Raw genomic sequence first — 26,249 nt, 5'->3', positions numbered from 1 at the left:
ATATCTACTTTAGTCTATCCATTTTTAAATCTTTAGACAACATACTCTCTGAACGATTTAAGACACCTGAAGCCTTCTTTTTATTTCCATAATTATTGATAGACCACTCTGCTAATTCTTTATTAAATTTTGCTACCATTTCATTATATGTTTTACCTTCAACAAAATAGGACTTATCTGAACTCGCCTTCTCAACATTCCATTTTTCAAATTCTTTAATTGCTTTATCAACAGCAACATCTTTTTTGTGACTTTCAAAATAAAAAGCCAAAATATAAGATGCTAACTTTTGCATATCTCTATAATTACCATATAATTTTTTAGATTTTAAAAACCCATGTATTTTATCATTCCATATTACACTTGGCGCATCTTCAAAACTAGAGATATCATTCCAAACATTTTGCCAATTAATAACAAAATCTTCTTGACATTCTCTCAAAGAAGGAATCTGCACTATAAACCTAGAAATTCTATCAAAAAAATCATAGTCTAACATATTACTTGTTAAGTCACTAAAAGAAATATTACTTGCCGCTATTAATCTAAAGTTTGTTTTTTCTGGTTGATCTGCTCCTAATGGAAAGTAATTACCTGTTTGTAAAACTTGAATTAATTGCCGTTGTAGCGATTTAGACAAATCTTGTATTTCATCCAGAAATAACACCCCACCTTTTGTAAATTTTGACAATATCCCTTCTTTATCTTTTACAGCTCCTGTAAATGCACCTTTCTTATATCCAAAAAGCTCCGATTTCATCAACTCTTCTGAAAAAGTACCGCATGCTAATTCTGAAAATGGATAATCTTTATTATATTTTTTAACAATCAACTCTCTAACATAAGTAGATTTACCTGTCCCTCTTTCACCCAACAATAAAATAGAAGCATTTGGAATATGAGAAAACAACGCTAATCTACTTTCTGCTGCTTTCCTTTTTTGGGATTTTGTCTCGTTTGGATTTAACCTATGTGCATTATTTAAATATTTTTTATTTAATAATTCACTTAAAAATATATTAGGTGTAAAACGAACCTCTTCTAAATATGTTTTCTTTTTGGTCTTATCATATTGACTAGACCACAAAGTAGTATTTGCAGGTAAATAACCTGCAGAATTCAACATTAACCAAACCACATGCATTTGTGGTGTACCTGGAGAAATATTTATATGTAAATCAATATTTTCTCTATCATAAATTTTATCTTTTAAAAAAGTTATTAAACTATCATAAATAGATTGATAATTAGTTACACCATTGATTGAAACTCTCTTATTTTGAAATTTAGGAAGCACTTCCGTTTCTAATTTTAGAGATTCACTAATTGCACGGTTTTCTTTTATTCTATCAATAATTCTTTCATCATCAAACTTCTTTAAAACCTCACCGTATTTCTTTCTTTCAAAAAAGACATCAATTTCTGCTAAATTTTCATCGGATAATTCCTGATTTTGCAAATAATAAATGAAATCAATTGAAACTTTTTTTTCTAGTAATAAAGATTTCAAAACTTTTGCAGTTACCACAAAACCATTATTAAAAGCATCCCATGTTAATAGTATTTGCTTGTTTTTCATTTTGCATAAATTTTAAAATTTTTATAGTCTTTTGCTAAATCTGGTAATAAACTGATAATACGATCTTCTTCTTTAACATCAAACAATAATACTTTTTCTGTTTTATTTTTCTTACTACGTCCTATTTGGATCTCTACTAACTCTGCTACTTTACTAATAACTTTAACTTTAGTATACTTTTCTAGTGTATCTAACTTAGCTACCACTTCTACATGTTCTATTTTTAACAGAGAATCTTTTGGTTCGTTTATTGAGAAAAAAGCTAACAATTCATTTAGTGTTTTTGCGTGTTGCTTTTTAGCAACAAAACGTTCTTCTTCGATTTTAATAATAGACTTCAACCTACTTTCTCTATCTAGTACTTGATAACTATCTATTTCTGTTAGTTTTCTTTCATTAAAGTATTCATACGGAAACGTATTTTTCCAATTATCATATATTTTTAATAAATCATTTCTTTGCTTCATTATTAATTTCAACCCAACTTCAAAACCTGTATCCATACCATACTCTTCAAAATTAGCTGAAAAAACATAAGCTTCTGTATTATCCACAACTATAGATTTAGCATGAATTAGCGGGTGACAAAACACCTTTGCCCCATGTTTTGCCAAAATTTCAATATGTCCATTTATAGTTTTTAATCTTGGTCTACAAAAAACAGTAACTTTTACTCCTTCTTTAAGCTTATCTAAAATACCCTGTGATAGTTCATGATTAATATCTAAACCAAATGTAGAAACCTGGATCTCTTTTTCTGCTTTTAATATTACTTCTAATAAAGTCGTTTTTAAGTTACACAAATCTTTATTTGGAGAGGTGAGTAAAATCTGTTTTAAAACAACTGTTTCAAATTTATTAATAGGCTTTACCTTATCAAAATGAGAGGATTGCGTTTGTTCATCTGTTGTATGATTCCAAAAATGATGCACAAATACCTGAAAGAGTTCTTTTGTTTTAGCCATTGAGAGTTGTATAGCTAATTCTGGATTTTCATAAAAAGGTTTTAAGTTAAAGTTTCCTGTAAAAAGATATCCTTTTGGATTTGTTTTGGGGTCTATTAAAATAAATTTTGCGTGTAGATTTCCTGCTTGTCTGTGCACGAAGTTGTTTTTAAACTTCTCCTCCAACATTGTTTTATATCCTTTTGTTATAAAACTATCTTCTTCTCCATAAGGGTTCGCTTCTAGCTTTGCTTCTGCACAGCCCATAACAAAAATCTTAACACCTCTTTCTTGCTTCGCTTTTAATAAAGCATCTATTATTTTAGTGTCTTGAATTAAAAAGGATTGTAGACATATCATTACTTGAGCATTATGGATATCTGCAATTATTTTATTAAATAACACACCATTTTTTCCAGATTCTATTATTGATAAATCATCATTTTCTGTACTTATCCATTCTTTATTTGTAGGAACAAAAACATTATGAAGCACCTTTTTATTTTCGAAACTCTTTTTATAAACTAATTCTTTCATTGCTTTCTCCTTAATAATTTAAATAATCTATAGTTTCTAATTTTGCCTTTTTATAAAAATCTTCTTCCCCTATCAGTTCTAATAATTGTTGCCTGCTTATGGTATTTGATAACTCTTTTTTAAACAACTGAAATTCGTTGGCTATTTCATTTTCATATTTTCTAAACTCCTCATCAGACACAAAATACTTGTTAATTCCTTGCTTTAGCTTAGCTTGAAACCAGCTTTTAGCTTCCTTTCTATTTTTAGGGCTTACTGTTACATTAGGAATAGTGATGGCATTAAAAAAGGTTTCTTTAAAAACGGGTCTTTCTATTTTATGATCCCCAACTAATGAAAGATTATTATTCTTAAAGTCAGTTAAAACAATATGTTCTTGCTGTAAATAATTAGATCTAAACTCACTTTTTAAAATAGAAGCTATAGCTTTTTGTTTTTCTTCTTCAATGTACTGCGAAAAATTAGCCAATTGAATCATATAATTACTCTCTTCAAATACAACTGTTAAAACCTCTTTATTCGAACTAAAAAATTTAACCTGAGATTCTATTTTATCAATAGTAAATGCATCATTTTTAAGCTTAATAACTTGTGTCTTTTTTATTAAAGATAATAATTCATTAGTAATATATTGAGTTTCCTGTTCTTTGTCTTCATCATATCTCAATTCTACAATTTTCACAATTTTAGTTGTAAATGCATTATCCTCTGCTATCCAAATTTCTAAAAGACCATTTCTTGTGTCATAGAACTCTTTAGTATCAATGGATTGGAATCCAAATGGAGTTAATTGATAAAAATCATTTTTATTTTCAGCTAACCATTCGTTTTCATCACCTTCAATAATCCCATTAAAACCTTTTTCAAAATACCCCATAGAAACAAGCCTAATCAATAAGTTCTCACATGCTTTTACAGATAAAGGTTTCATTAACTTTTCATAAAGAATTTCTGCAGTCAATTCACCTAATTCTTCTTTTGCTAACTGTAAAACGGACATAAAAGGAGATTTTTTCACTTTTACTTTATAGTCTGCTAGTACTCTGTATTTATTTATATTTATATCTTTATTTAATATCATTCTCTTATTTGTTTAATATTACCTACTGAACTCGCAATTGCTCTAAGTGCTTCCAGCTGAGCATTCCTTGATAACCAATTTTGATTACCATAAAGCATCAACTTATAACGCGCTCGTGTTAGCGCTACATTTAATCTATTCGGACTATTATAAAAAGCCTTTTTTGTTGCTTTTGTAAATGACAACAACACCATATCTGCTTCATCCCCTTGAAACTTATCAACAGTACTCAATGTTATTTCAACATTACCCGTAGTAAAAAACTTGTGTTTATTCCTTTGATTTGTAAGTTGTCGTAGTTCTGTTTTCAGCTCTATAACTTGTGCTCTATAAAAAGTTAAAACAGCTATTTCATACTTCTCATTATTACTTTTTGGATTTAATTTTGCTTGTTTAATAAATTGCTCCAACTCACTTATTATTTGTTTAACTTCTGTTGGGTTTATATTTTTTGATTCCCCTTTTTTATTGCGTTTTCTAAATGTCTCATCCTTATTAGTTACCCAAATCACTTTATCCTCATTGGACTTAAACCACGCAATAGGACTCCTCCTTTTAACAACTGTATTTGCAGTATATAAATTATCATTATTATAAAAATGCTCTCTAGAAAGGTTAGCTATTTCCTCTTCCATTCTATGTTGATAAGATAAGGTTTGAAACTTATTTTCTTTTATCCTTGAAAAATGATTGAATCCTTTATAAATCAACTTATCCTCTACATATCGCTCACCATTTTTTGTTTCTCTAGATTTTTCTCCAACTCCGATTTGCAACAACTCCAATATAGAGGGCAAGGCAACTCTTCTAATTTTTTCAATATTTTCTTGATATACTTCTGGCACCAGTACATCAAACGCATTAGCTAATTCCTTATTTAAATCAGGATCAAATCGATATTGATACATCTGACTTAAATTACTACCAACCAACTCTTTCCACTCTTCATTTTTACCCGTTATAAACTCATAAGGATAAAATGACTTATTATTATAACGCTTCTTCTTTTTATGAAAAGAAACTTGTCTATTTTTAAAAGCGATTTCATCTATTTTATCTTCAAATAATTGCGCTTTTACAAATAGATTATTTGCAATGATTTTTTTATGCTTTTTAGTAGGTTCACTAATAACTAAATCAACACTATTTAGTTTTAATATATTCGCTTCTGTATTTTCAAAGCTTGATGGTATTTTAAAAACTTCATGATTTTCAAAATCGCTTTCATTATGATTTTTAGAAAATAAAACCTTCACACTTTTTTTATTCCATATTTCATTTGAAAGTAATTTTTTATTTACTTCATAAGCAGAAACAAGTTTTTTCTTATCTTCTTTATTTTTTATAACAGCATCAATATTTTCATTAATAAAGTCATCTTCGGTATATGGAGACAATTGCTTTACATCACCAACTAGTATCCATTTCTTAGCATACAATGCAGGAACTATAAAATCTAGAAAAGTAACCTTAGAACTTTCATCTACTATCATTACATCAAACATTTCTTGAATACCTCCTTTTTTAATATCGGGATGCTTTAGAATTCCAATCATAGTTCCTCCAACTAAATTTGCTGATTTTAGGATGACATCATCAAAGCTGGATTCTGATTTTGTTATACTTTCTAATAATGTTTTACCACTTTCCTTAACATTTTTTGACCTTATATTTCTAGCTATTTCAACTTTTGTTGTATCTATAAAACTATTCAACTCATAAGGCTCTACACTTTCTTTTCTAATACTATCTACATCTGAAGCAATTCTAATTGGGACAACCAAGCCTTGACATTGTTCTTTATACGTAGTAAGAATGCGATGTATTACATTATCTACAGCAACATGTGTTGCTGACACTAACAAAACACGTTTATTTTGCTTTATTAGTTGAATAATTAACTCAATAATAGCAGTAGTTTTACCTGAACCAGGAGGGCCTTCTAATAAAGCAAAATCTTTAGTTCTTAAAGCCTTTTTCACAAAATTTTGTTGCTCAATGGTACCATCAAATTCATCAGGCTTATTTAAAATTTGAAATTTCAGCTCTCGATTATCATATTCCATATTTTCTTCGAAAAAAGATTTTGCCTTATAAGATAAATCAAAGAGCTTTTGCAAAGGAGTATGTTCTAATCTAGGTTTATTTTTTAAATTACGAATAGCCTTTAATTGCATTTGTAATTGATAATCATCTGCTTTTAAGTACACATATTCAATTTCCTCCGATTCATCTAAAACTATATACTTTTCAGGTTCATTACGTGATTTCACATAAACAGCATTAGCTTTATTACTTCTTACATTAGCACCTGGCTGTTCTGTATAAACAGTTTTAACTCCTCTTTCAAATAATTCGGACTCCACTTTTTTCGCATCCCTTTCTTTAAGGTCATCTAAACCAACAGCATAAACTATTGCCATTTTTAATGATAGAGAAATAGATTTAGAAGATAATTTTAATGTTATTGTATTAACATGAGTATTTGTTTTTACTACTATATATTTTTCTTTATCACTTACATGACTAATTTGAACTGCTTTTTCTGAATTATTTATTAATACCTTCTTTATTTTTTTTGTGAATATTGTGTTTTTAATTGCTTCTGAATCTTCGGTAGAAAAATCATTGAATAGTATATAATACCTTTTTTCTTTTAATTTTAAAGGTATTTTAATAGCTCTATCTTTTTGTATAACACGTATACTATTATTAAGATAGTTTTCATAATCCCTTAATCCATAACTAACACCATCTAAAATCTTTCCTTTTGAAAAATCATTATCATCAGTTACTACAGAGTTAGCATAGTGCAAGTTTGCTTTATTTTCTTCACTCATAATTAATTACTTATCCCTGTATCGCCAAACTTAGCAAATGTGGTTATTAATATATTTTTTCTCACTACTACCGTTAAACTTGTTATACCAAGACAATCTCTAGCCAACATATAACCTTGTGCTATAGCTTGCTTAATAGCATCTTTAGAAAGTGTAAATTCTATTTTATTTTTTTTCATCATCTTAATATCCCCTTTAACAAGACACATAGAGACCAAAAAAGGATCTATTTGTCTTTGGTTTAATCTTTCTTCAAAATGATGTGTTAACTTGTAATTAAGAATGTTTTTCATTGTATATGTTTTTAAATTCACACACCATAAACCAATCCTCATACCATTTTAAAAAACACCTAATTACCAATACAATAACAATATAATTTTTTAATCATTAAGTAATATATTACATTTTAAATAATTTATTACTTAAGTGTATTATTTAAAATAAAAAAAGCAAAATATTTCATAGAAAATATTCTGCTTGTTTTTTTATAATTGAAACCTACTTAACTATTACCAATCTTTATATCTCTAACAGCTTCTAAAAACTTTATTATTTTATCTAAGTAGATGTCTAGCTCTTGTTGATCTTTAATAAAAGCCCATGCGTTTGGTGTTTTCACATTCATGGTAGCCACAACCGTATTGTGTTTATCGTTTGTTAATACATTATGATTAAGCTCGTAATTTTCAGGGAGTTCTTTATTAAGTTCTTCCATCTTAAGTAGCATGCCTTCAAAGCGTTCTTTTGCATTTAATTCCTTTGCTTCGGGCTCTTCTAGGTTTTTGTAAAAATCGTTATGTATGGCTTTTACAAAATACCAACTACCGTAACGTGCTAGTATACTATATTCTTTAGCACTGGTATGCACCGAGAAATCTAAACGATACCTGTGTTTTCCTTTTTGTATCAAGAAAGTCAAGTTAGATTTCACAGCCTTTTGTTGGTATAGAATCTCTATATTTTTAGATGCCGCTTGTTGCATTAAATTATTTTTAATGCGTTCTCTTAAACCTTTTAAAAATCCAGATTTATGTATTTCTTTTGCCTTTGGCTCTTCAATATTGTTATCATAACTAGTAACGGATGCTATTTGAATGGCATTAGTCATTACATCTAGTAAAGTAACATCCTGTGATTCGGTCTGATCCGTATCATTAGAAACATTGGTAGCATTGAGTTCTATACGATTTTTTAAGGTGTTAAAAAGCCTAGAAATTTGCATTGCGCGATTACTTAAAAACGTTTCGCGCTGACACAATTGATACAACACCTGTTCCCACTCTTCATCAAAATATTCATTCTGCGACAGTTTTTCTTTTAAACTAGCGTCTATAGTTTTTAACTTAAAGGTTTCCACAACCTCATCATTCCAAGCCGTAAAATCTGGAAACCGTTCTAATACTTTAAAGATTAAAGGGTATGCAATTTGAATGCTAAAGACACCTATATTTATAAGCTGCTCAAAGGCTGAAGGCTTACTATCTTTCTCTACAGCAATCATAATACTTCGTACTAAAGATAAACTGTTTAGTAAACGCTTAATAGCCCTTGGATTAGAACCCACGGTAAGATTACTAATATCTACAATAACATCTGAAATATCTGGTGTAAGCTCCCCTTCGTTAAAATATTGCAGTTGCTTTAAATTATCAATAATTAAATCGTTAACACGATATTGACCAATAGGCATGGTAAAAGGTAACTGGATAATTTTTTCAAAGAAAGATCGAAACTCGCGTTCATTCTCAGCTGTTTTTTTACCAAATTTTGGTTCCAAACCTTTAACAACCACATCATAATCTATGGCTAACATAAAAATACAATTCTCTAAATCGAAGATATTTTTTAGCAGCTCTAGTATTTGCACTGCTACAGGTGGATTGATACGATCTAAATCATCTATAAAAAACAAGAACCCTTTGGCGTTCTCATTGTGCTCAATAGTTTGGTTAATTTGCTTCTGTAACTCGGTGTGTAACTCGCGCAAAGACGATTGTTTATCTGCAGCTTCAAAAAAAGCATCGGTAGCATCTCCTGCAATACCAGCGGTTGCTGCATTAGCTCCCATTTTTGCGGCACTACGTGCTGCGGCTTTAAAAAAGCCAACAGCTTTTTTCTTTAAATCTTCTAGGTTTTGGTTCTTATCCTTTTCCAAAACCTGTATAACCGAAGAAATAATACCTTGAATAATATTCGTCATCGTGGTATACTCGTCTGTAAGCAACGAATATTCCCAAGTGTTTATCCAAATACCAAAAAAGCTATTTTCATTTTCACACAAATCATGCCTTATAGCATTCATTAGTGAAGTTTTCCCACTACCCCATTCTCCTTGTATGGCAATAGTGAGTGGTGTTTGCGCTGTATTTATAAAACCTGTTAAACCGTTTTTGTAGGCATCTATACCTAATTGATCTTTATCTTGTGCTTTTTTAGGCACGTCTATAATACTGGATGTACTCATTCTTTATTTTGAATAATTTCTACTGATTCGTTTTCCTTTAGCATCATACGTTTCTGCATAGTTTCCATTTTGAATAGAAAAAGTGTCTCCAGAAACAGCCAAAAATTGGTCTGCTTTTATGTAGCTACGCGATAATCTTTTTAAGTCTGCATTTAAAACCTCTATATAATTACCATCTTTAACTACCACAATATCACTAGAGTTGCCTAAAAAATCAGCCTTACAATACGCTCGTTTAATTCTCCGACCTTTTTCATCTAGCGTTTCTAAATAATTACCATCTACTTTTACACGTGCCACCATAGTGCTTTATATTAAATTATACTTTTCAATTTGCTCTATTGGAAACAATGTTCCTGCTAAAGCAAACAAACCATTTTCTTTAAACATATTTCTACTAAACCTTGGTTCTAAACTTTGGTTTTTTCTTTTTTGCTCTTCTACAAAAGCGTCTTTGGTTATCAGTCCAAAATTTTTAACTTTTAAATTATCTCCTAACTCTATACCAATTAACTCATCCCATTTATGATTAATTTTAGAGGTATAACCACCTTCGTTTTCCGATGTAATCATTTTAACTGATATTCTAGCGTTGTCATGTTCACAAATAATATCATAACCTTTATTAGATTGATTTTTTACAACTTTAGGTCTTCTTCCCATTTGCTCTAAAAAGGAATACGAAATAGCTTCTCCTATTCTTCCAATAATATTATCATTACCATGTAATACCTCATCTTTATTCGCTACTTCTAAAAAATCTTGTCTTGCTTTTAAATAGTTAAGACATAGTTGTTTTCTTTGGTTATTCATAAGACATATCGTATTCTATTTTATTGATAAAAGTTCACTAATAATATCTCCTTTAAACTTGCTAAATATGCGTTTGTGATGATTTTCTTCATCTAACTCAATTCCAAAAATTAGCCTATAACGTTCTTCTTTTGATATTTGTAAATCTCCAAAAGTATCTTCCAAAAGTATATTGAGATAATTATCAGAATATTTATACCTCAAATCAATTAAATCTTGTAACTCTTTGCCTGAATGCCCTTTATATATTAAAGGTAAATTGAGCGCGTTCACTGTATCTAATCCTTTACTATTAAACAAAGAGCTGTTTTTAAGTATTATTCTATTATCTATGTTTGTAATAGGCAAATAGCTAAATTCATAGGTGCTTGAAATATTTGAATCTACGTAAGGATGTAAATGATCTGTTAAGTTTAAATCCGTTGATGATTTAATGGTATTGCAAGTGGCACATGATGGAATTAGATTGTAAAATGAAATAGCCAAAAGAGGATAATCTGTTTTTGCAAACCAGTGATCAAACTGTGGCACCATGCCTTTACCACTGCCAGATGGGTTTCTATAAACAAAAACATATTCTCTGTTACAATACGTACAAGTGTGTTTATCCAACAGACGTGCTAATCGGTAATTCCACTTTTCTCCTACCGTTTCATCTTTAGAAAACCAGCCTGTAAATCCTGAAATAAGACATAGTTTTTTTGCATTAGCTTTAAAATCTTTAACTGTTCTACCTGTGGCTGCAATAAATTTTGTTTGTAGACTATTATTAATTTCAATAAGCCTGTGAGGTTTTGCTTCTATTAATTCCTTAATGGTAGCATCTGTAAATAGATCTCTAAAGCCTTGATTTATCTTACTTCTAATATTACTATGATTACATGGGTAACAAGCTGAATCTCCACAACTATAACCATGACTATTTGACGTAGTTAATCTGCCTTTAAGCTTTACACCTAACCAGCATACAGCCTCTTTACTATAGGCATTTAAAGCATCTATTTGATCACCTAAATAAATCATTAGCTATCTTCATTTAAATCCTTAATATTTAAACCTGCATCACCAAGAATCCTCTTTGCTCTTTTTATGGCCTCATTCTTATCTATTTCATTAGGAAAAGCTTGATAATACATTTCATCCATCTTATACTTTAAAATAGGCTCATCTACTATGTCGATTATAGATTTTAAATACTGTTTTTCTTTATATAAAAACTTTCCTTCTAAATCACTATGATATTCTTGTTTAGCTTTTATCAAATCCTTATTTAAATCCTCTGAATTACTCCGTAATTCTTCTATCTCTTTGCTTAAAATGATGAAGCTCAAATTATCTAATACCTGCTGGATTTTTTCTTTTGCAAATTCACCGATAAAGCCATCTTTTAAAAAAAAGCTGTGTGCAAGTAAGTCGTGAACGTTGGCGCCAAAAGATTGTTTTGGTTTAGAATTATCATTTAGCAGATGTATAACATTGGATTTATCATTATCGATACGATCTATATAAACAATATTATAATTTGGAATATCTGATAGCGTTAATGGATCATGTGTAGAAATTATAATTTGAATTTTTCTTGTATTTAATTCTGGATGTTTTGAATTATCAATATCTATGTTCAATCTCTCAAAAATCACAGGTATAACTTTAGTGATTGCACTAACAAATCTCTTTTTCCATAAAGGATGAAATCCTAAATCAGCTTCATCTAATAATAAAATGTAGTTTTCTTTTCTTCTTAAATAGTGATGCTTTCTAATTGTAAATTCATAAAAACTGCTAAACAAATTCAGTAAGGACTTTTCACCATATGAAAATCTTTTATCTGGCCTGAATTCAAGAATTTGCGCATTGATTAAAGAATTGCCATTAAACTCTTCTAAAACCATTCTGTAATTTTGCATTAACTTTTTAAAATCTGCAAAATCTATTATTCTTAGATTGATATTTAATTTGCCATTAATTAGCTCTGCACCATCTTTTTTTGCAAACTCGGTGGCTACAATATAAAAGCTCTGTATAGCAGTAAAGAGTTTAATAGCCTTTTGAACCCCTCCCTTTAATTGGTCAATAATTTCATATCTCGCATTATAGATTGTATCGAAGGACATACCTATACCAATTTCCACTTCTTTAAGGCTATTTTTAATTCGCTTTAGTAAATCATCATTTCCACTTTCAATTAATGCATTAATATATTCACTAAATTTTACTAAATTATCTCTTAAATTTTCAAATTCATTCCCTTTTAATTCTTCATTAATCACCCCCTCAATCCTTCTATTAAGTTCAACTCTGAAATTTTCTATTTCATTTCCTTCTAAAAAAGGTTTCAAACTTTCAATTGACTTCATTAATATATTCTGCTTATCTTTTAGAATTTCATCAAAATTTGTAGTCTCAAAATGAAAAAGCAATATATGATAATCATCATTCACCATTGCCTCCTTTAAATGATAGTATATATACTTATCAATATGCGCAATCTTATGAAAAAAAAGTTGTTTTAATTTTACTAAAAAATTATCTTCTTTTATGATATCAAAATAGCTAATATTATGAAATCCATTAAACGCAGTTTCCGTTGAAGTTGCATCAATTATTAAATAAGATAAAATATTGACTTCTATATTTTTAAAAAAATTAGAGCTATCGTGAGTTAAATGTTCTTTATCTTTATTACTAGATGGGTAACTTTCCCATAATTTCTCAAAGGCTTCTTTCTGAGTTTTTTCGATAGAACCAGTAACTTTAAATCCACCATGTGTATTCCTTAAATCTCTTTTGTATAAAGGTTTAGCTGACAAGCTCAAATAATTATATAAAGGTAATTCTGGATAAACTTTTTTTATCTCATCTACAATATCATCCGTCATTAACATAGTAGAGCGCTCAATATTATCTAGATGATATTCAATTAAGGTAGACTTAAAATGTGAAGTTTTTGAAATTGATGAACTAAAATCACTTAAATCTTCATCAGGAATAGGGGAAAAATATAATACAGGGATGTCAATATTTGGAACAGAATTAACCCTAAGCTTTTCAAAGTATACAGCAACCTGATGTGTTTCAGTAAAATCACCATTTTCGTTTAACTTTCCTGTTCTATTTACTATTTTTATTTCACCATTTCTATTCTCATAAATAAAAATTGCTCTTGTTGTATCGCGGTTTTTATTAATTATTGAAAAAAGTGTTGTTTTGCCACTACCATTAGCTCCTACTATTGCAGATAACTCATTGATATTATTAGAATGTAAATTATAAACATATTTATCATTCTTAATTCTATTAATGGTTATTTTTTCATATTCGTGGTTAATACTATAGAAATAATTTCCAACCAAATTTATAACTTGAGGTTCGTCAAAAAGATAATGCTCTAATATATATACTGCCGCTAATCTCATAAATTATTTCTTTGTTTTCTTAACAGGCTTCAACTCTGCCTTCAACTTCTGTATCTCCTCCAACAAAACCTCAGCACTACCATCACTCTCCAACTGCTCAACCAACTCGCCTTTAAAGGCTTTGGCTAAAATAGCTTGTGGCAAACTATCTATTTTTGTTTTTAGAGTTTGGTATTGTGCTTCTATAGCATCTGCTTTAGCAAATAAATGTTCTACGCGTTTTACGATTTCGGTTTGTTCTTCTATTGGTGGAAGTAAAAGCCTAAACTGTTTTAAAGCTGGCATATAAATAGTTTTGACTGTAGTTCCTTTACCTGAAGCTATTAAATAATCTTTTGCAGAAATAAAAGCGTATAATAAATATTTATTGTATAACTTTTCTTTACAAATCCAATTCGCAAAATGTTGAGTTGTTGCCATCTCCTTACCCATAATTGTAGTAAAACCTACAGAGATATCGCGTGAAAAGCATACCGTTCCTTTAGGAAGTAATCTGGCACTAGAATTATTAATCCCCACCATGTTTGGTTTAAACTTTGTATCACTTATTACTGTTCCGTGTGCAGCTCGAATATCTTGTAATGAAATCCAAGGAACATTACCATTAATCCAATATTCTTCCTTACTTTTCCTTGGTGTATGCCCCGATTCCAATTTTGCAAGATCTATCAAATTACTCCAGACCCATTTTTTTGGTTTTTCCTGAAACTCGTCACCAATCGTAATTGGCGAAACTACTTTTACAGATTTCGAACCACGCCATTCCTCAGTAATCTTACCTGTTACCGCTTGGGTTAACACCGCTTGTCTAAAGTTTTTAAGGATTTGTGGGATGTGGTTTAAACGGGTTTTAAGACTGTCTAGATGCCCAAATAACTCGTCTAACTTGGTAACAATGCGTTGTTGTTCTGCTAGTGGTGGAAGTGGGATTTTAATAGTTTCAAATTCCTTGTATTTTAAATTTCTTAGATTGTTACTTCCTCCTTGATATTTCAGAATTTCTCCAGACAAATAAAAAGAATCCAAATAATGCTTGATAAATTTCTTATCTAAATTATCATAAAGTCGAACCATTCTTAAAAAGTTAGTACAGACTTTTTTACAATCAATATTTACATCTAAAGCTTCTTCATCTATATAAATTGTTCGTCCAACTGGCTGATCTGGTCCTCCTCCTGAGATTTCTAATAAAATATCCCCTTCAACTAAAGCTCTTTTTTCTAAACTTGCTGATTTAATTTTTCTTATCGAAGCTGTACTTCCCTTATCTCGTTCCCAATTTTTTATTTCGCTTCCTCTAATGCAAGAAACAATTTCAGAATCAACATCAAATTCAAATTCTAAATCTTTTCCCCAATCTCCACCAATAACAAAAGCTGTAAGCTCTTTAAATTCAGTTTCAACCCAATTCTTTGGCAATTTATTCTCCATCTAGTTTAACGCTTTAATTATGGCATTCAACTCCTTGGTAATGCTGGTTAATTCGGTTAAAGCTTCTTTAGCAATATCTATAGGTTCGCCAATGTCTTCGGCTTTGGTAATGCTATCGTCTGCTATTAATCCTAAATCTAAAGAGTCGTTCTTTTTGGCAATAGTTTCTCTAGTTATGCAGCTAAAACGTTCGTCTTTAATTTTGTTGCGATCATTGGCGGTGTAGGCTTTTTCAAAATCGGCAAAATAGCTTTCGGTAAATGGCGTGCGCTTTCCAAAGTTGGGCATATTGGTACGCATATCGTAAAACCACACGTTTTTGGTATTGGCTTTATCTGCGGTACCACGCTCAAAGAATAACACGTTGGTTTTTACACCTGCGGCGTAAAAAATACCGGTTGGCAAACGCAAAATGGTGTGTAGGTTGCATTTTTCCATGAGGTCTTTACGTACGTTTTGTCCGTCGCCATCTTCAAACAATACATTATCTGGTAAAACTACTGCTGCACGTGCGCCACCACGTGTGTGTAAACTGCGGTAAATACCTTGTAAAAAGTTGAGTTGCTTGTTTGAGGTTGGATAGACTAAGTCGGTTCTGGTTGGTCGGTCGCCACCTTTTTTAGTTCCAAATGGTGGGTTTGCCAGGACTAAGTCCATGTTTTTAATGCTTTCACCATAACTACTTAAAGAATCGCCTAGAGCAATGTTTCCGCCCATACCATGTAAAAAAGCATTCATCATGGCTAAACGATGGGTATCGCCTACCAACTCGCAACCACTGTATTGCTCGGTTTGTAAGTGGTTGTTTTCGGCATCGCCGAGTGTGTAAATATCGTTATGTTTTAAAATATAATGGTGTGCGGCAATCATAAACCCATAGGTTCCACAGGCAGGATCGTTAAGGCGCTCGCCTACTTTAGGTTCCATTAAACGTACCATCACGTTAATTAATGGTCGCGGTGTAAAATATTGTCCTGCTCCAGATTTTTTTTCACTCGCATTTTTTTCTAACAAGCCTTCGTACATTTCGCCTAGACCTTCGTCTTTGGCTTCAAACCAATCGAGCTCGTCGATGTGCTTTATAATTTTACGTAAGTTGGCTGGTTCTTGTATACTAGTTTGTGCGTTGTTGTATATTTTCTGAATATTGCCTGTGCTTTCCGTTCCTAATTTTAATAGTAACTGACGGTAAAAGGTGGCGAGTTCTACGCCTTCTTTTTGTTTTAGGTCTTCCCAACGGTAGCCTTCTGGTAGCTTATCGTTATAGTCCGTTTCTTCTGCCATTTTAAGGAACAGAATAAAGGTGAGCTCGTTTAGGTATTGGTGGTAGGTGATACCATCATCTCGTAATACGTTACAAAGGTTCCAGAGTTTGTTTACTATTTCTTGGGTTGTTAATGCCATTTATTTTCTTGTTGTTAAAAGTATTTTTGTCATTTTTTCTGCGTGTTGCTCAATTTCAATTTCCTGCCAATGCTTTTCTTGCATCATAATTTGTTGTTTTATGCTTTCTATACTACCTCGTTTTGCATAATGTTCTTTTTTAGCAGTTGGCATGTAGTTACTTAATTTAGAGTTTTTATTTCTACTTATTAAGCATAAATTTCCAAAACTATCTAAAGCACTAGTGTCTAACCTTTCTTGTCCTTCCATTGGATTTTGAGGATAGTAATGTTCTACAGAGGTACGGAAAGAAAAACTAAAATCGGAAAATTGTTTATTTTCTTTTTCTTGATCTTGTTTCCAAAGTAAATAATCTAATCTGTTAAATATAAAATTCTCTACGCTTGTACCTTGATTTAGTTTAGTTTTATCTAAGTCATCCATATTTGCAGTAGAATAAGCATCATTTATATAAATTATATTAAAGTAATCATTTTCTTGTTTAGCAAGAAAACGATCGTATAAATACGCATCGCTTAAATCTTCTAAATAGCAGATATAATCTTCTCCATCTATTCTGTCTTTACCATCATCTAGCACATAATTTAAGGCAGCATTTAACCAATGTTTATAGATTAAAGTTGGTGCAGACACATGAAACATTGATAATAACATTAAAATTGACTTATTATTAGTACCTAAACTGTTTATATATTGATGCGATGCTTTTTTATTATAATATTCTACTTTAAGGTATTTTAAACTCCATTTATCATCTTTTAAATTACGTTTAATGATGTACTTGTCGTAGTAGTGTTTTCCTTTTAATAACAGAAAAGCAAAGTCTTTCACAAATGCTTTTTTCTTGTTTTTGTCTTCTACGTTTAAGAAAAAATCAAAAGTTTCCATTAGCCTTTTATCGTCTAAAGGAATATTTTTTTTATCCTCAGAAAGCAATTCATAATTAGGATTACTATTAACCAATATTCTTAAAATATGTAATAAGAAATTAGAAAAGTTTATTACAGAATTAAAGCGTTCTGGAGCATCATCTTCCTCTTCCTTATTTATTTCTATTTGCTGTTTATCTTTTAATAAAGCCTCTATAGTTAATGCAGTATTATCTACCTTAATTTTAGTGCTAAAACTAGTGATAACATCTTCAAAAACTTCTGCTTCAAAATGATTCCAATCTTTACCAAAAAGAGCAGAACGTACCTCTGTATTAAAACCATGTTGAACATATTTCTCCATATTAGCAGAGGCTTCCCAAATGGTATTAAAAACGTGGCTTTCCTTTTTTTCTTTACTAAAGACCTTTAGCATTTTAGCTTTTAAGACTTCATGTTTTTCTAACTGTTCTCCACGATTATTCATTATCTCGAAATAATGATTTAAATCTGTATCCTTAGGTACAGGAACCCTTAAAATAATAACATTTGCCTTTAAATAATTAACAAACTGTTCTAAATGATTGGCCTTTTTTATCTTATTTAATTCCTTTTTAGCAATGGTATAGGCATCAGTAATTCTAACATTTAATTTTTTTTCTGACTTGTTTACATCTTCCTTTTTAGTCTTATTATAAAGGTGCTCTAAAGTATAAGAAGACATAGGTCTACTATCAAAATGAAGATTTGTTTTATAGTTATTAATATGAATATCAAATTCATTTTTTAAAATCGAAAACAAGATGTTTAGCGTTGTTAAACGTTGCTGACCATCAATTGTTTCATAAACAATTCCGTCTTCCGTTTTACGCTCAAAAACCACTAAACTACCTATATAATACTTTTGTGTAGTTGTTTTATCATATTTAGCATAGTCATAAACATCTTGAATAAGCTGTTTTATTTGTGCTTCTTTCCAAGCATAATTGCGTTGATATATTGGAATTGCATAGGTATTGTTTGAGAATACCTCTTCGATATTTAATTCTACTAAATTATTCGCCATGGTAATAGTTTAAAGATTTAAATAACTCTTTTAATTTTTCGGTTTTTGAAGACCTTATGGCATTTAAACTTTCTAAATACATTTGGTAAACTTCCTTTGGTTGTGTTGCTTCTCTAATAACAGAAAACATACTGCTCCATTCTCTAGCATGGTTATCTACAGAAGCCAGTTGCACTGCCTGCGAATCTAAGCGCAATCTATATGCCCAAATAAACAGTTTGGTAATTACTCTGTCTAGATCTTGATTCCCAAATTTATCGGTATAATAAAGTAGTGCACAATCAAAAAGGGTTCTTACATATTGATCTCCAGATCTATTACGTCCTTCATACGTAGCTAAGGTTTTAAAAACTTTAAAAGAAATACTGGTTTTAGAACTAATAGAAAGAAATTGAAGCTTACCAAGAAAAAAATCTTCATCATACACCCATTTTTTCTCTTCTTTATTAAAGTATTTTGCACTATGCGTTCCTTTAATTTGTTTTATTTTTTCTTGATAAAAATTAATCATTTCAAAAAAACGTTGTCCATTAAGAACTACTTGGTCTATTTGAAAAGGATAAAGTTTTGTGTTATTATCTATCTTTCTATGGAGATGTTGATTAAACTCATCTGTAAAAACATTATTAATCTTTAGAGGATAGATGTATGGAAAATCTTGTGTTTTATCTAAAGTAACCCCTTTAAAGGTATTAGCATTGGTTTTGTTTAAATAGCGTCCATTTTTACGTTTAGACCATCTACGAATCCTAAATAAATATTGTGAAAAAACTTCGTGCAGTTCATCGTCATTTTTACTTTCCCATTCTTCGATACATTGCTGTCTTTCTTTTTCTGAAAAACTAGACATTTCACGTAAGTGAAAAGCTTTTAATAAATCGTGAGGATCTAAATCTTTTCCTCTTGCATTTTGAGAATCGAAAAACTGAAAGGCTTCAGAAATACTAGACAAGGTTATGCATACCAATTCACATTTTGTAAAAAAGAAACGAACTTCATCTTCCGTAAAACTTTTTATCTCTCTTTCAATTTCTTTATAGTTAATAATAACATTTGCTTTTGATATATCATTATCCATAGATTCTGAAAGTAGCTTGAGCTTACTATCTCCTCCATATTTTTCAGCAAAATATTTTGTTGAATCATTATGAAGCAGAGCATGTGCAATTAGAGTAAGAGTAACTATACGTTGTTGTCCATCTACAATATTTAATTCCTTCTTGTCTTTATGCATAACAGCTGTACCAATTCTGTAAGCTGATTTTTTTTGATGTAAAACAATATCTTCTAATAATTGTTTTACATTTTTTGGTTGCCATTTATAAGGTCTTTGATATTCTGGTATTTTTAAATCTTGATTATATAAAATTTCTTTTACAGTCTTGACTTTAGGTTTTAATGTATGTTTTAAAACCTCAATTTGTTCTATATTTTCAATTATAGCCTCTGCCATTAAATAATTTTAAATTGTTTATTATTAAGCGTACAAATACTCGTTTAACTCCTTAATAATTTCTGCAGTTTCATTTTTAAATACTTTATCTAAACGCTTTAAACCTCCATCTACGCTAAATGGTGGTTTGTTTAAATCTTCTAAAGTAATAATAGATTCTTTTTGCAATTGTGCTTCTATTTTATCCAGCCATTTTAGTTGAATTTGATTCCAGCTGTGACTTGATTTTAATTTAGAAACTGCATTTGCAATACGCTCATGGTGACTTACTAATTCTTCTCCTAAAGCAGAGGTGCGTATATGAGCAATAATATCTGCAACAATTTCTGTATTAGTTACTTCTTTATATGCTGTATTCAGGTTGTTTTTATTAAAACCTTGGGTATCTAGAATTAACCTTAATTCTTTAAGATCATGACGTGATAATGTACTTGGTTTAGTACACACAATGTTTAATGCAGCAATTTGGTTGCGGTTGTTATTGATATACTCCGTAAATGACTCTAAATAATCTTTAGGTTTAAGGTTTTTCTCGTAAGCACGAGACACCTCTTCCACCCTATCTTCATGGTCACTATATAAAGTACCATAATTTAAGGCTTTACCTTTTTCTCTATCTAAAAACTCCCATAAATGTCCATAATCTTCAAGAGATTGGTTTACATTTTCTATATCAATAGCTTTTAGTTTTTTAGCAAAATCTCTAACGGTTGGTTCACCAGAAAGGGTTTGAAATTGTTGTTTTTGTTTTTCACTAAAACCAGACACCTTACGCTGTATTTTAGCTATAACTCGATCTAGCTTAGCCTCTTTAGAATACGTGTCTTCAATTATAGAAAGTTCTTCAACCAAATTTGCAAAAGACTTGGTAACTAAAGGCGCAACAGGTTTCATCACCTGTTCTTTAGCCATAATTTCAGTAACACCAACACAATCGTAAATTTTAAAAACTTCTTTACCAATAACATCACAACGTCTTGTGGCACGACCAACCATTTGATCGTATAATATACGAGAGTTAACACGACGTAGAAACACCAAATTAGAAATACTTGGCACATCTATTCCTGTGGTTAATAAATCTACAGTAACTACAATACTTGGATATTGATCGTTTTTAAATTTTCGTAATAAATCTTCACGATTATAAACTTCACCTGTAATTTTAACAATAGCATCTTGATCTGCCTCTTCTCCTAATTCTGCTAATTCTTCATATATCAATCTTACAATGGTATCTGCATGTGCATTTGTTGCTGCAAAAATCAAAGTTTTATCTTTGTTTTCTGGTAGTATACCATAAGTAGAAATTAGCTCGTTTAACACGACACGGTTAAAATTTTCGGTAATGACTTTGCGATTAAAACCTGTTATTTCAACTTTAATTTCATCTTCAGTAATTCCCAAATCTTTAATCTGGTTTTCTTCTGGATCGTATATTTTAACTTCATCCCCTTTCTCCCATTTAATACCATCTTTAGACAATGTAGTTTGAAATACATAAGGCGGCTCAAAATCAATTAGATACCCTTCTATAACAGCTTGGCGATACGAATACATATAAACAGGATCTCCAAAAATTTCTTTTGTATGAATAGCAGGTGTTGCTGTTAAACCAATGCGATACGCATCAAAATAATCTAAGACCATTCTGTATTTACTCTGAAAGTCAAGCTGGTCTCGAAGGATAAATTCTTCTTCATCCATTTCTTTATCTAAAGTATACCCTCTGTGCGCTTCATCCACCACAATACAATCGTAATCTCCAACGCTTGGCGATTCATCAGAATACGCAATACGTTGTACCATACCTTGAACCGTTGCAAAGTGTATTTTTGTATCTAACTCTGAAGCTTTGTCTTCTAAATCTTGAAGGTCATAAATTTGTGCAAAGGTTTGCAATCCCTCTATATGTACTTCTTTAAACGCATCTGAAGCTTGTTTACCTAACATGCGTCTATCTACTAAAAAAAGAATACGTCTAAATCTTCCTGACTTTATTAAACGATAACACATACCAATCATAGTACGTGTTTTACCAGTTCCTGTTGCCATAGCTAACAAAGCGCGTCTATCTTCTATATTGTTAAGAATTTTTTGCTCAACAGCCTTAATAGCTTCAATTTGATATTCTCTTAAACTTAATCCGCTTGGGTCAGATAATAAATCATAATCTGTTTTTTCTAGTTTTTCGACACCTTCATTTTCGTCATAATTTAATTTTTCTACCAAATCTCGTGGTGAAAACCAATTTGGTAAAGGTCTAGCTAAATTTTTCTGATCTCTACCATCCCAAAACCAAATACCAGAAGCTGTTTTAAACTGCTCTAAATAAGGTCTTCCATTTGTGGAAAACATAAATGGTACTTTATAAGCTGTATTATTGGTATGATCAGGAAACGTAATATTGTGGTCATTAGTTACCAATTCACTATAGGTTTTGGCTTGCCCTAAATCGCTCATTACATTTTTAATGTGTTTTTTAGCTTCGACAATTCCAATTAATTCTATACCATTAAACAAGGCATAATCTGCCCATTTTGTTCCGCACTTCCATTCGGCAATTGCCATTTGCTTTCCCTTTTGTGGAAGTGTTTGTTTAGATTTATAATTTAGAGTCTGTGTGTCACATTCCCAACCTGCATCACGTAATTGTTTATCAATACGATCTCTAGTTTCCGCTTCAGTTTCCTCTGTTTTTTTAGCTTTAGCAAAAGCACGTATTTTACGCTCTTGTTTTGCTTCTTCAGTAATTTGAGTTTGCTCTTTTATTTTCTGCTTATAGTCACCAACTTCTTTCTTAAGTAGCTCTAGTTCTTTTTCCAGTTTCTGAGCTCTTGAATCGTTTACGAACCAAGATTCTTTAGGCATTTCATAATCCTGAAAAACGTCTTGATTCTCGTAAACCTCTACAAACCATTTAGTTAAATAAAAGGCTTGCCTCAGCATATATCTAGCTTCTGCTTGGGTACCTTCTCCTGTATGTGAAGCCTTATTTCCTGATTTTCTAATCGTATGCAAAATAGAAATTATCTCAGAAGGTGTATCTGAGTTATTTGCTAAAACAGTTAACCTGCTTATTTGTTTTTTATCGTAAGGCTCTTCTAATTGTTCATAATCAATTAAAATACTTGTTAACTTTTCTGTTAGTATCCTAAGTTTTGATAAAGTAGTACTAGGATCTACATAAGAATTACGTTCAGCTAATAAAGCCAATTGAAACAATTCGACATAACTATCTGTTAAAAAACTAAAGTTTGTTTTTATATTCATTCGAGGCAATTTATAAAGAAATTAAAGCTAATTCTATCACCAATATCAACATGCTTTTTTCTTCTATTACATTTATTCTTAAACTTAATCAGCTATTTTAATTCAAAAGGGAGAATCTAAATATATAAACTTTTTAAAAAAGGAAGCTGTATATCCTCGAAAAATAATTTGGTTAACCAACACAAATATTAATAATAATTGACTGTCAATTACTTAACCACTTATCTTTATGAAAAAAAGTAAACCAAACTGCTTGCTTTTTTCATCTTAGTACATAATCATTTTACAAAGCTAAAAACAGTTATATTTTTTCTAAGCTAGATGCTTTTTTAAAGCATTCCTTACGGAAAACCGTAAGCCACGTTTTTTTTCACTATAATTTTTTTTATTGCCAATTGTATTTCTATTTTTCCTGTAAGGTTTTTAATAAAAATACGTCAAAAAATGTATCTTTAAAAGCATATTAATAATCTAACAAAGAAAGGAACTACATTATGCTTACTTGGAAACATGTAATTAATTATACCGTAAACGGAAACCCTACTCCAGACCAACGCGTAGAAAAAACCGAAAACGAATGGAAGACGCTACTTACGCCAGAACAATTTAAAATTACCAGACTAAAAGGAACGGAAGCGCCGCATAGTGGTGCACTTTGTAGTATTTATGACGAAGGACAATACAATTGCATTTGTTGCAACACGCCTTTATTCGACTCTACAATTAAGTTTACCTCTGGAACTGGCTGGCCTAGTTTTACACAGCCCATACAAGAAAATGCCATTAAATACGAAAAAGATACTGCTTTTGGTATGGTTCGCGTAGAGGTACTATGCAATACATGCGATGCGCATTTAGGGCATATTTTTCCCGATGGACCAGCACCTAGCGGTTTGCGCTATTGTATTAACTCGGCATCTATGCAATTAGAGAAAGGAATTACTAATGAAAGCTAAAAATCTACAATTAGCCACTGTTGGTGGTGGTTGTTTTTGGTGTACCGAAGCGGTATTTCAAGAAGTAAAAGGTATCGAAAAAGTAATCTCTGGATATGCTGGTGGAACGGTTCCTGGACACCCAACGTATCGCGAAATATGCTCCGGACTTACAGGTCATGCCGAAGTAATACAAATTACTTTTGATGCGCATGTGATTTCTTACGAAGAGATTTTGGTTATTTTTATGACCACTCACGATCCTACAACTTTAAACCAACAAGGTGCCGATCGTGGTACGCAATACCGATCGGTTATTTTTTATCACAACGAAGTACAAGCAGCTATTGCACATGAGGTTACTAAAGCTATTGCTAGGTATTACGAAAACCCTATTGTAACCGAAATAAGCCCTGCTCCTACTTTTTATGCTGCCGACAAAGAACATCAGGATTATTACAAAAATAATAAAGAACAAGGGTATTGCAGTTTTGTTATTGCTCCAAAATTAGCAAAACTAAGAAGGCTCTATTCCGATAAATTAAAATAGGAACCCCATTAAGTAGCACGTAAAATAATGAACCTAAAAATAAAAGATACATTTACTAGCCAATTGCCAGCAGATGCGATACTGGAAAACACAAGAAGACAGGTGGAAAAGGCTTGCTTTTCTTACGTAACACCAAAGCAAACTGCAAATCCAGAAATGCTTCATGTTTCTCCCGAAATGCTTAAAGCTTTAGGGCTAACAGCAGCAGATGCTAAAAGCGAAGCTTTTTTAAATGTATTTACTGGTAATAGTGTTTTACCAAACACAAAACCCTTTGCGATGTGTTATGGCGGACATCAATTTGGGCATTGGGCAGGACAATTAGGCGATGGTCGTGCTATTAATTTAACTGAAATAGAACACAATAATAAACATTGGGCACTGCAACTTAAAGGCGCAGGAGAAACACCATATTCCCGTACAGCAGATGGTTTGGCGGTTTTGCGTTCTTCGGTTCGTGAGTATTTATGTAGCGAAGCCATGTTTCATTTAGGCGTGCCAACCACCAGAGCTTTATCGTTAGCAGTATCTGGAGATGCCGTTTTAAGAGATATGCTGTATGATGGTAATGCTGCCTACGAAAAAGGTGCTATTGTTTGTCGTGTTGCGCCTAGTTTTTTACGTTTTGGGAATTTTCAAATACTAGCCGCTAGACAAGATAAAGAGACCTTAAAAACCTTAGTAGATTATACCATAAAAAATCATTTTTCGCATTTAAGCGCACCTAGTAAGGAAACCTATTTGCAATTTTTTGAAAGCGTGTTTAATAATACTCTTGAAATGCTAATACATTGGCAACGTGTTGGTTTTGTGCATGGTGTAATGAATACCGATAATATGTCTATTCTTGGACTTACCATAGATTATGGTCCGTATGGTTGGCTAGAAGGTTATGATGCCCATTGGACACCAAACACCACCGACAATCAACATAAAAGGTATCGTTTTGGTGCACAGTTAGAGATTGGTTTGTGGAATTTGTTTCAGCTTGCAAATGCCTTATATCCGTTGCTTGAAGAAGCGGAAGGACTAGAAAACATTTTAAATACCTATAATCAAAAGGCTGCAGACCAATACATAGCTATGATGCGTAGTAAATTAGGTTTGTTTTTAGAAGAAGATACAGACGTAGAATTAATTTTTACTTTAGAAGAAATATTACAGCTTACCGAAACAGATATGACTATCTTTTTTAGAAATTTAAGTGATTTTTCGGCAAAGAAACCTTCGGAAGGATTGCAAATTATACAGGATGCTTTTTATGTACCCAACGAAGTTTCCGATAGCATTCGACAAAAATGGAATCTTTGGTTTACCGACTATGCGAAACGCCTTGAAAAAGAACGCATTTCTTCAGAAGAAAGAAAACAAAAAATGCATCAGGTGAATCCTAAATATGTGCTTCGTAATTACATGGCACAATTAGCAATTGACGCTGCAAACAAAGGAGATTACCAATTAATAGACGATTTATTTCAGCTACTAAAAAAACCTTATGACGCACAACCAGAAAACGAAAAATGGTTTGCAAAACGTCCCGATTGGGCAAGGCATAAAGTTGGCTGTTCGATGTTATCTTGTAGTTCGTAAT

18 protein-coding genes are annotated in these 26,249 nt (G+C 31.2%); 3 read left to right on the top strand and 15 right to left on the bottom strand.

Features of this window, described 5'->3' with window-relative positions:
• Positions 1-4: 4 nt before the first annotated feature.
• The 15 genes from Q4512_RS10065 to hsdR all read right to left on the bottom strand — a co-directional run bounded on the left by Q4512_RS10065 (position 5) and on the right by hsdR (position 23,173).
• Entirely contained in the window at positions 5-1,579 is a 1,575-nt protein-coding gene (locus tag Q4512_RS10065; protein WP_303424152.1) for an RNA repair transcriptional activator RtcR family protein, read from the bottom strand.
• Positions 1,576-3,060 (bottom strand): phosphatidylserine/phosphatidylglycerophosphate/cardiolipin synthase family protein, encoded by a 1,485-nt coding sequence (locus Q4512_RS10060; RefSeq protein WP_303424151.1) that lies wholly within the window; start codon positions 3,058-3,060, stop codon positions 1,576-1,578. Before Q4512_RS10060 ends, Q4512_RS10065 begins: the two co-directional genes overlap by 4 nt.
• A gap of 10 nt (positions 3,061-3,070) precedes the next feature.
• Positions 3,071-4,141: a hypothetical protein gene (locus tag Q4512_RS10055; protein WP_303424150.1), complete on the bottom strand. Its 1,071-nt coding sequence runs from the start codon at positions 4,139-4,141 to the stop codon at positions 3,071-3,073.
• Positions 4,138-6,981 carry an AAA domain-containing protein gene (locus Q4512_RS10050; protein WP_303424149.1) on the bottom strand — a complete coding sequence of 948 codons (2,844 nt, stop codon included), beginning with the start codon at positions 6,979-6,981 and terminating at the stop codon, positions 4,138-4,140. The genes Q4512_RS10055 and Q4512_RS10050 overlap by 4 nt, the downstream gene beginning before the upstream one ends.
• Before the next feature lie 2 nt (positions 6,982-6,983).
• Complete coding sequence (locus Q4512_RS10045; protein ID WP_303424148.1) at positions 6,984-7,274, bottom strand: hypothetical protein; 291 nt, start codon at positions 7,272-7,274, stop codon at positions 6,984-6,986.
• Between the two features lie 212 nt (positions 7,275-7,486).
• Positions 7,487-9,448 (bottom strand): P-loop NTPase fold protein, encoded by a 1,962-nt coding sequence (locus Q4512_RS10040; protein WP_303424147.1) that lies wholly within the window; start codon positions 9,446-9,448, stop codon positions 7,487-7,489.
• Positions 9,449-9,451: 3 nt separating this feature from the next.
• Positions 9,452-9,751: a hypothetical protein gene (locus Q4512_RS10035; protein WP_303424146.1), complete on the bottom strand. Its 300-nt coding sequence runs from the start codon at positions 9,749-9,751 to the stop codon at positions 9,452-9,454.
• A gap of 6 nt (positions 9,752-9,757) precedes the next feature.
• Positions 9,758-10,261 (bottom strand): hypothetical protein, encoded by a 504-nt coding sequence (locus tag Q4512_RS10030; RefSeq protein WP_303424145.1) that lies wholly within the window; start codon positions 10,259-10,261, stop codon positions 9,758-9,760.
• Between the two features lie 15 nt (positions 10,262-10,276).
• Positions 10,277-11,284 carry a hypothetical protein gene (locus Q4512_RS10025; RefSeq protein ID WP_303424144.1) on the bottom strand — a complete coding sequence of 336 codons (1,008 nt, stop codon included), beginning with the start codon at positions 11,282-11,284 and terminating at the stop codon, positions 10,277-10,279.
• A complete protein-coding gene (locus tag Q4512_RS10020; protein ID WP_303424143.1) occupies positions 11,284-13,677 on the bottom strand; it encodes an AAA family ATPase in 2,394 nt (797 codons plus the stop codon). The genes Q4512_RS10025 and Q4512_RS10020 overlap by 1 nt, the downstream gene beginning before the upstream one ends.
• Positions 13,678-13,680: 3 nt before the next feature.
• Complete coding sequence (locus Q4512_RS10015) at positions 13,681-15,108, bottom strand: restriction endonuclease subunit S (protein WP_303424142.1); 1,428 nt, start codon at positions 15,106-15,108, stop codon at positions 13,681-13,683.
• Positions 15,109-16,512 (bottom strand): N-6 DNA methylase, encoded by a 1,404-nt coding sequence (locus Q4512_RS10010; RefSeq protein WP_303424141.1) that lies wholly within the window; start codon positions 16,510-16,512, stop codon positions 15,109-15,111. It abuts the gene before it with no gap.
• Complete coding sequence (locus Q4512_RS10005; RefSeq protein ID WP_303424140.1) at positions 16,513-18,447, bottom strand: DUF262 domain-containing HNH endonuclease family protein; 1,935 nt, start codon at positions 18,445-18,447, stop codon at positions 16,513-16,515.
• Positions 18,437-19,900, bottom strand: coding sequence for a DUF262 domain-containing protein (locus Q4512_RS10000; protein ID WP_303424139.1), 1,464 nt, complete (start codon positions 19,898-19,900; stop codon positions 18,437-18,439). The genes Q4512_RS10005 and Q4512_RS10000 overlap by 11 nt, the downstream gene beginning before the upstream one ends.
• 24 nt (positions 19,901-19,924) lie before the next feature.
• Entirely contained in the window at positions 19,925-23,173 is a 3,249-nt protein-coding gene (gene hsdR / locus Q4512_RS09995; protein WP_303424138.1) for a type I restriction-modification system endonuclease, read from the bottom strand.
• Positions 23,174-23,667: 494 nt separating this feature from the next.
• Between hsdR and msrB the strand changes: the two genes are divergently transcribed.
• Genes msrB through Q4512_RS09980 form a run of 3 tightly spaced genes read left to right on the top strand, consistent with a single transcriptional unit; the run spans position 23,668 to position 26,248 of the window.
• Positions 23,668-24,129 (top strand): peptide-methionine (R)-S-oxide reductase MsrB, encoded by a 462-nt coding sequence (gene msrB / locus Q4512_RS09990; RefSeq protein ID WP_303424137.1) that lies wholly within the window; start codon positions 23,668-23,670, stop codon positions 24,127-24,129.
• Positions 24,119-24,658 carry a peptide-methionine (S)-S-oxide reductase MsrA gene (gene msrA / locus Q4512_RS09985; protein WP_303424136.1) on the top strand — a complete coding sequence of 180 codons (540 nt, stop codon included), beginning with the start codon at positions 24,119-24,121 and terminating at the stop codon, positions 24,656-24,658. The genes msrB and msrA overlap by 11 nt, the downstream gene beginning before the upstream one ends.
• Positions 24,659-24,685: 27 nt before the next feature.
• Entirely contained in the window at positions 24,686-26,248 is a 1,563-nt protein-coding gene (locus Q4512_RS09980; RefSeq protein ID WP_303424135.1) for a YdiU family protein, read from the top strand.
• The last annotated feature ends 1 nt before the right edge of the window (position 26,249 follow it).

Source organism: Oceanihabitans sp. 2_MG-2023 (assembly GCF_030547245.1).
In the GTDB taxonomy this organism is placed as follows: Bacteria; Bacteroidota; Bacteroidia; order Flavobacteriales; family Flavobacteriaceae; genus Oceanihabitans.
The sequence above is the reverse complement of the archived record's forward strand: the minus strand, read 5'-3'. Positions and strand labels throughout refer to the sequence as shown.

Excerpts from the sequence above, each read along its gene's own strand:
- Q4512_RS10050 (WP_303424149.1), bottom strand. The coding sequence starts at position 6,981 with ATGAGTGAAGAAAATAAAGCAAACTTGCACTATGCTAACTCTGTAGTA.
- Q4512_RS10020 (WP_303424143.1), bottom strand. The coding sequence starts at position 13,677 with ATGAGATTAGCGGCAGTATATATATTAGAGCATTATCTTTTTGACGAA.
- Q4512_RS10060 (WP_303424151.1), bottom strand. The coding sequence starts at position 3,060 with ATGAAAGAATTAGTTTATAAAAAGAGTTTCGAAAATAAAAAGGTGCTT.
- msrB (WP_303424137.1), top strand. The coding sequence starts at position 23,668 with ATGCTTACTTGGAAACATGTAATTAATTATACCGTAAACGGAAACCCT.
- Q4512_RS10025 (WP_303424144.1), bottom strand. The coding sequence starts at position 11,284 with ATGATTTATTTAGGTGATCAAATAGATGCTTTAAATGCCTATAGTAAA.
- Q4512_RS10005 (WP_303424140.1), bottom strand. The coding sequence starts at position 18,447 with ATGGCGAATAATTTAGTAGAATTAAATATCGAAGAGGTATTCTCAAAC.
- Q4512_RS10045 (WP_303424148.1), bottom strand. The coding sequence starts at position 7,274 with ATGAAAAACATTCTTAATTACAAGTTAACACATCATTTTGAAGAAAGA.
- Q4512_RS10065 (WP_303424152.1), bottom strand. The coding sequence starts at position 1,579 with ATGAAAAACAAGCAAATACTATTAACATGGGATGCTTTTAATAATGGT.
- Q4512_RS10015 (WP_303424142.1), bottom strand. The coding sequence starts at position 15,108 with ATGGAGAATAAATTGCCAAAGAATTGGGTTGAAACTGAATTTAAAGAG.
- Q4512_RS10040 (WP_303424147.1), bottom strand. The coding sequence starts at position 9,448 with ATGAGTACATCCAGTATTATAGACGTGCCTAAAAAAGCACAAGATAAA.
- Q4512_RS10055 (WP_303424150.1), bottom strand. The coding sequence starts at position 4,141 with ATGATATTAAATAAAGATATAAATATAAATAAATACAGAGTACTAGCA.
- Q4512_RS10000 (WP_303424139.1), bottom strand. The coding sequence starts at position 19,900 with ATGGCAGAGGCTATAATTGAAAATATAGAACAAATTGAGGTTTTAAAA.
- Q4512_RS10035 (WP_303424146.1), bottom strand. The coding sequence starts at position 9,751 with ATGGTGGCACGTGTAAAAGTAGATGGTAATTATTTAGAAACGCTAGAT.
- Q4512_RS10010 (WP_303424141.1), bottom strand. The coding sequence starts at position 16,512 with ATGGCATTAACAACCCAAGAAATAGTAAACAAACTCTGGAACCTTTGT.
- Q4512_RS09980 (WP_303424135.1), top strand. The coding sequence starts at position 24,686 with ATGAACCTAAAAATAAAAGATACATTTACTAGCCAATTGCCAGCAGAT.
- hsdR (WP_303424138.1), bottom strand. The coding sequence starts at position 23,173 with ATGAATATAAAAACAAACTTTAGTTTTTTAACAGATAGTTATGTCGAA.
- msrA (WP_303424136.1), top strand. The coding sequence starts at position 24,119 with ATGAAAGCTAAAAATCTACAATTAGCCACTGTTGGTGGTGGTTGTTTT.
- Q4512_RS10030 (WP_303424145.1), bottom strand. The coding sequence starts at position 10,261 with ATGAATAACCAAAGAAAACAACTATGTCTTAACTATTTAAAAGCAAGA.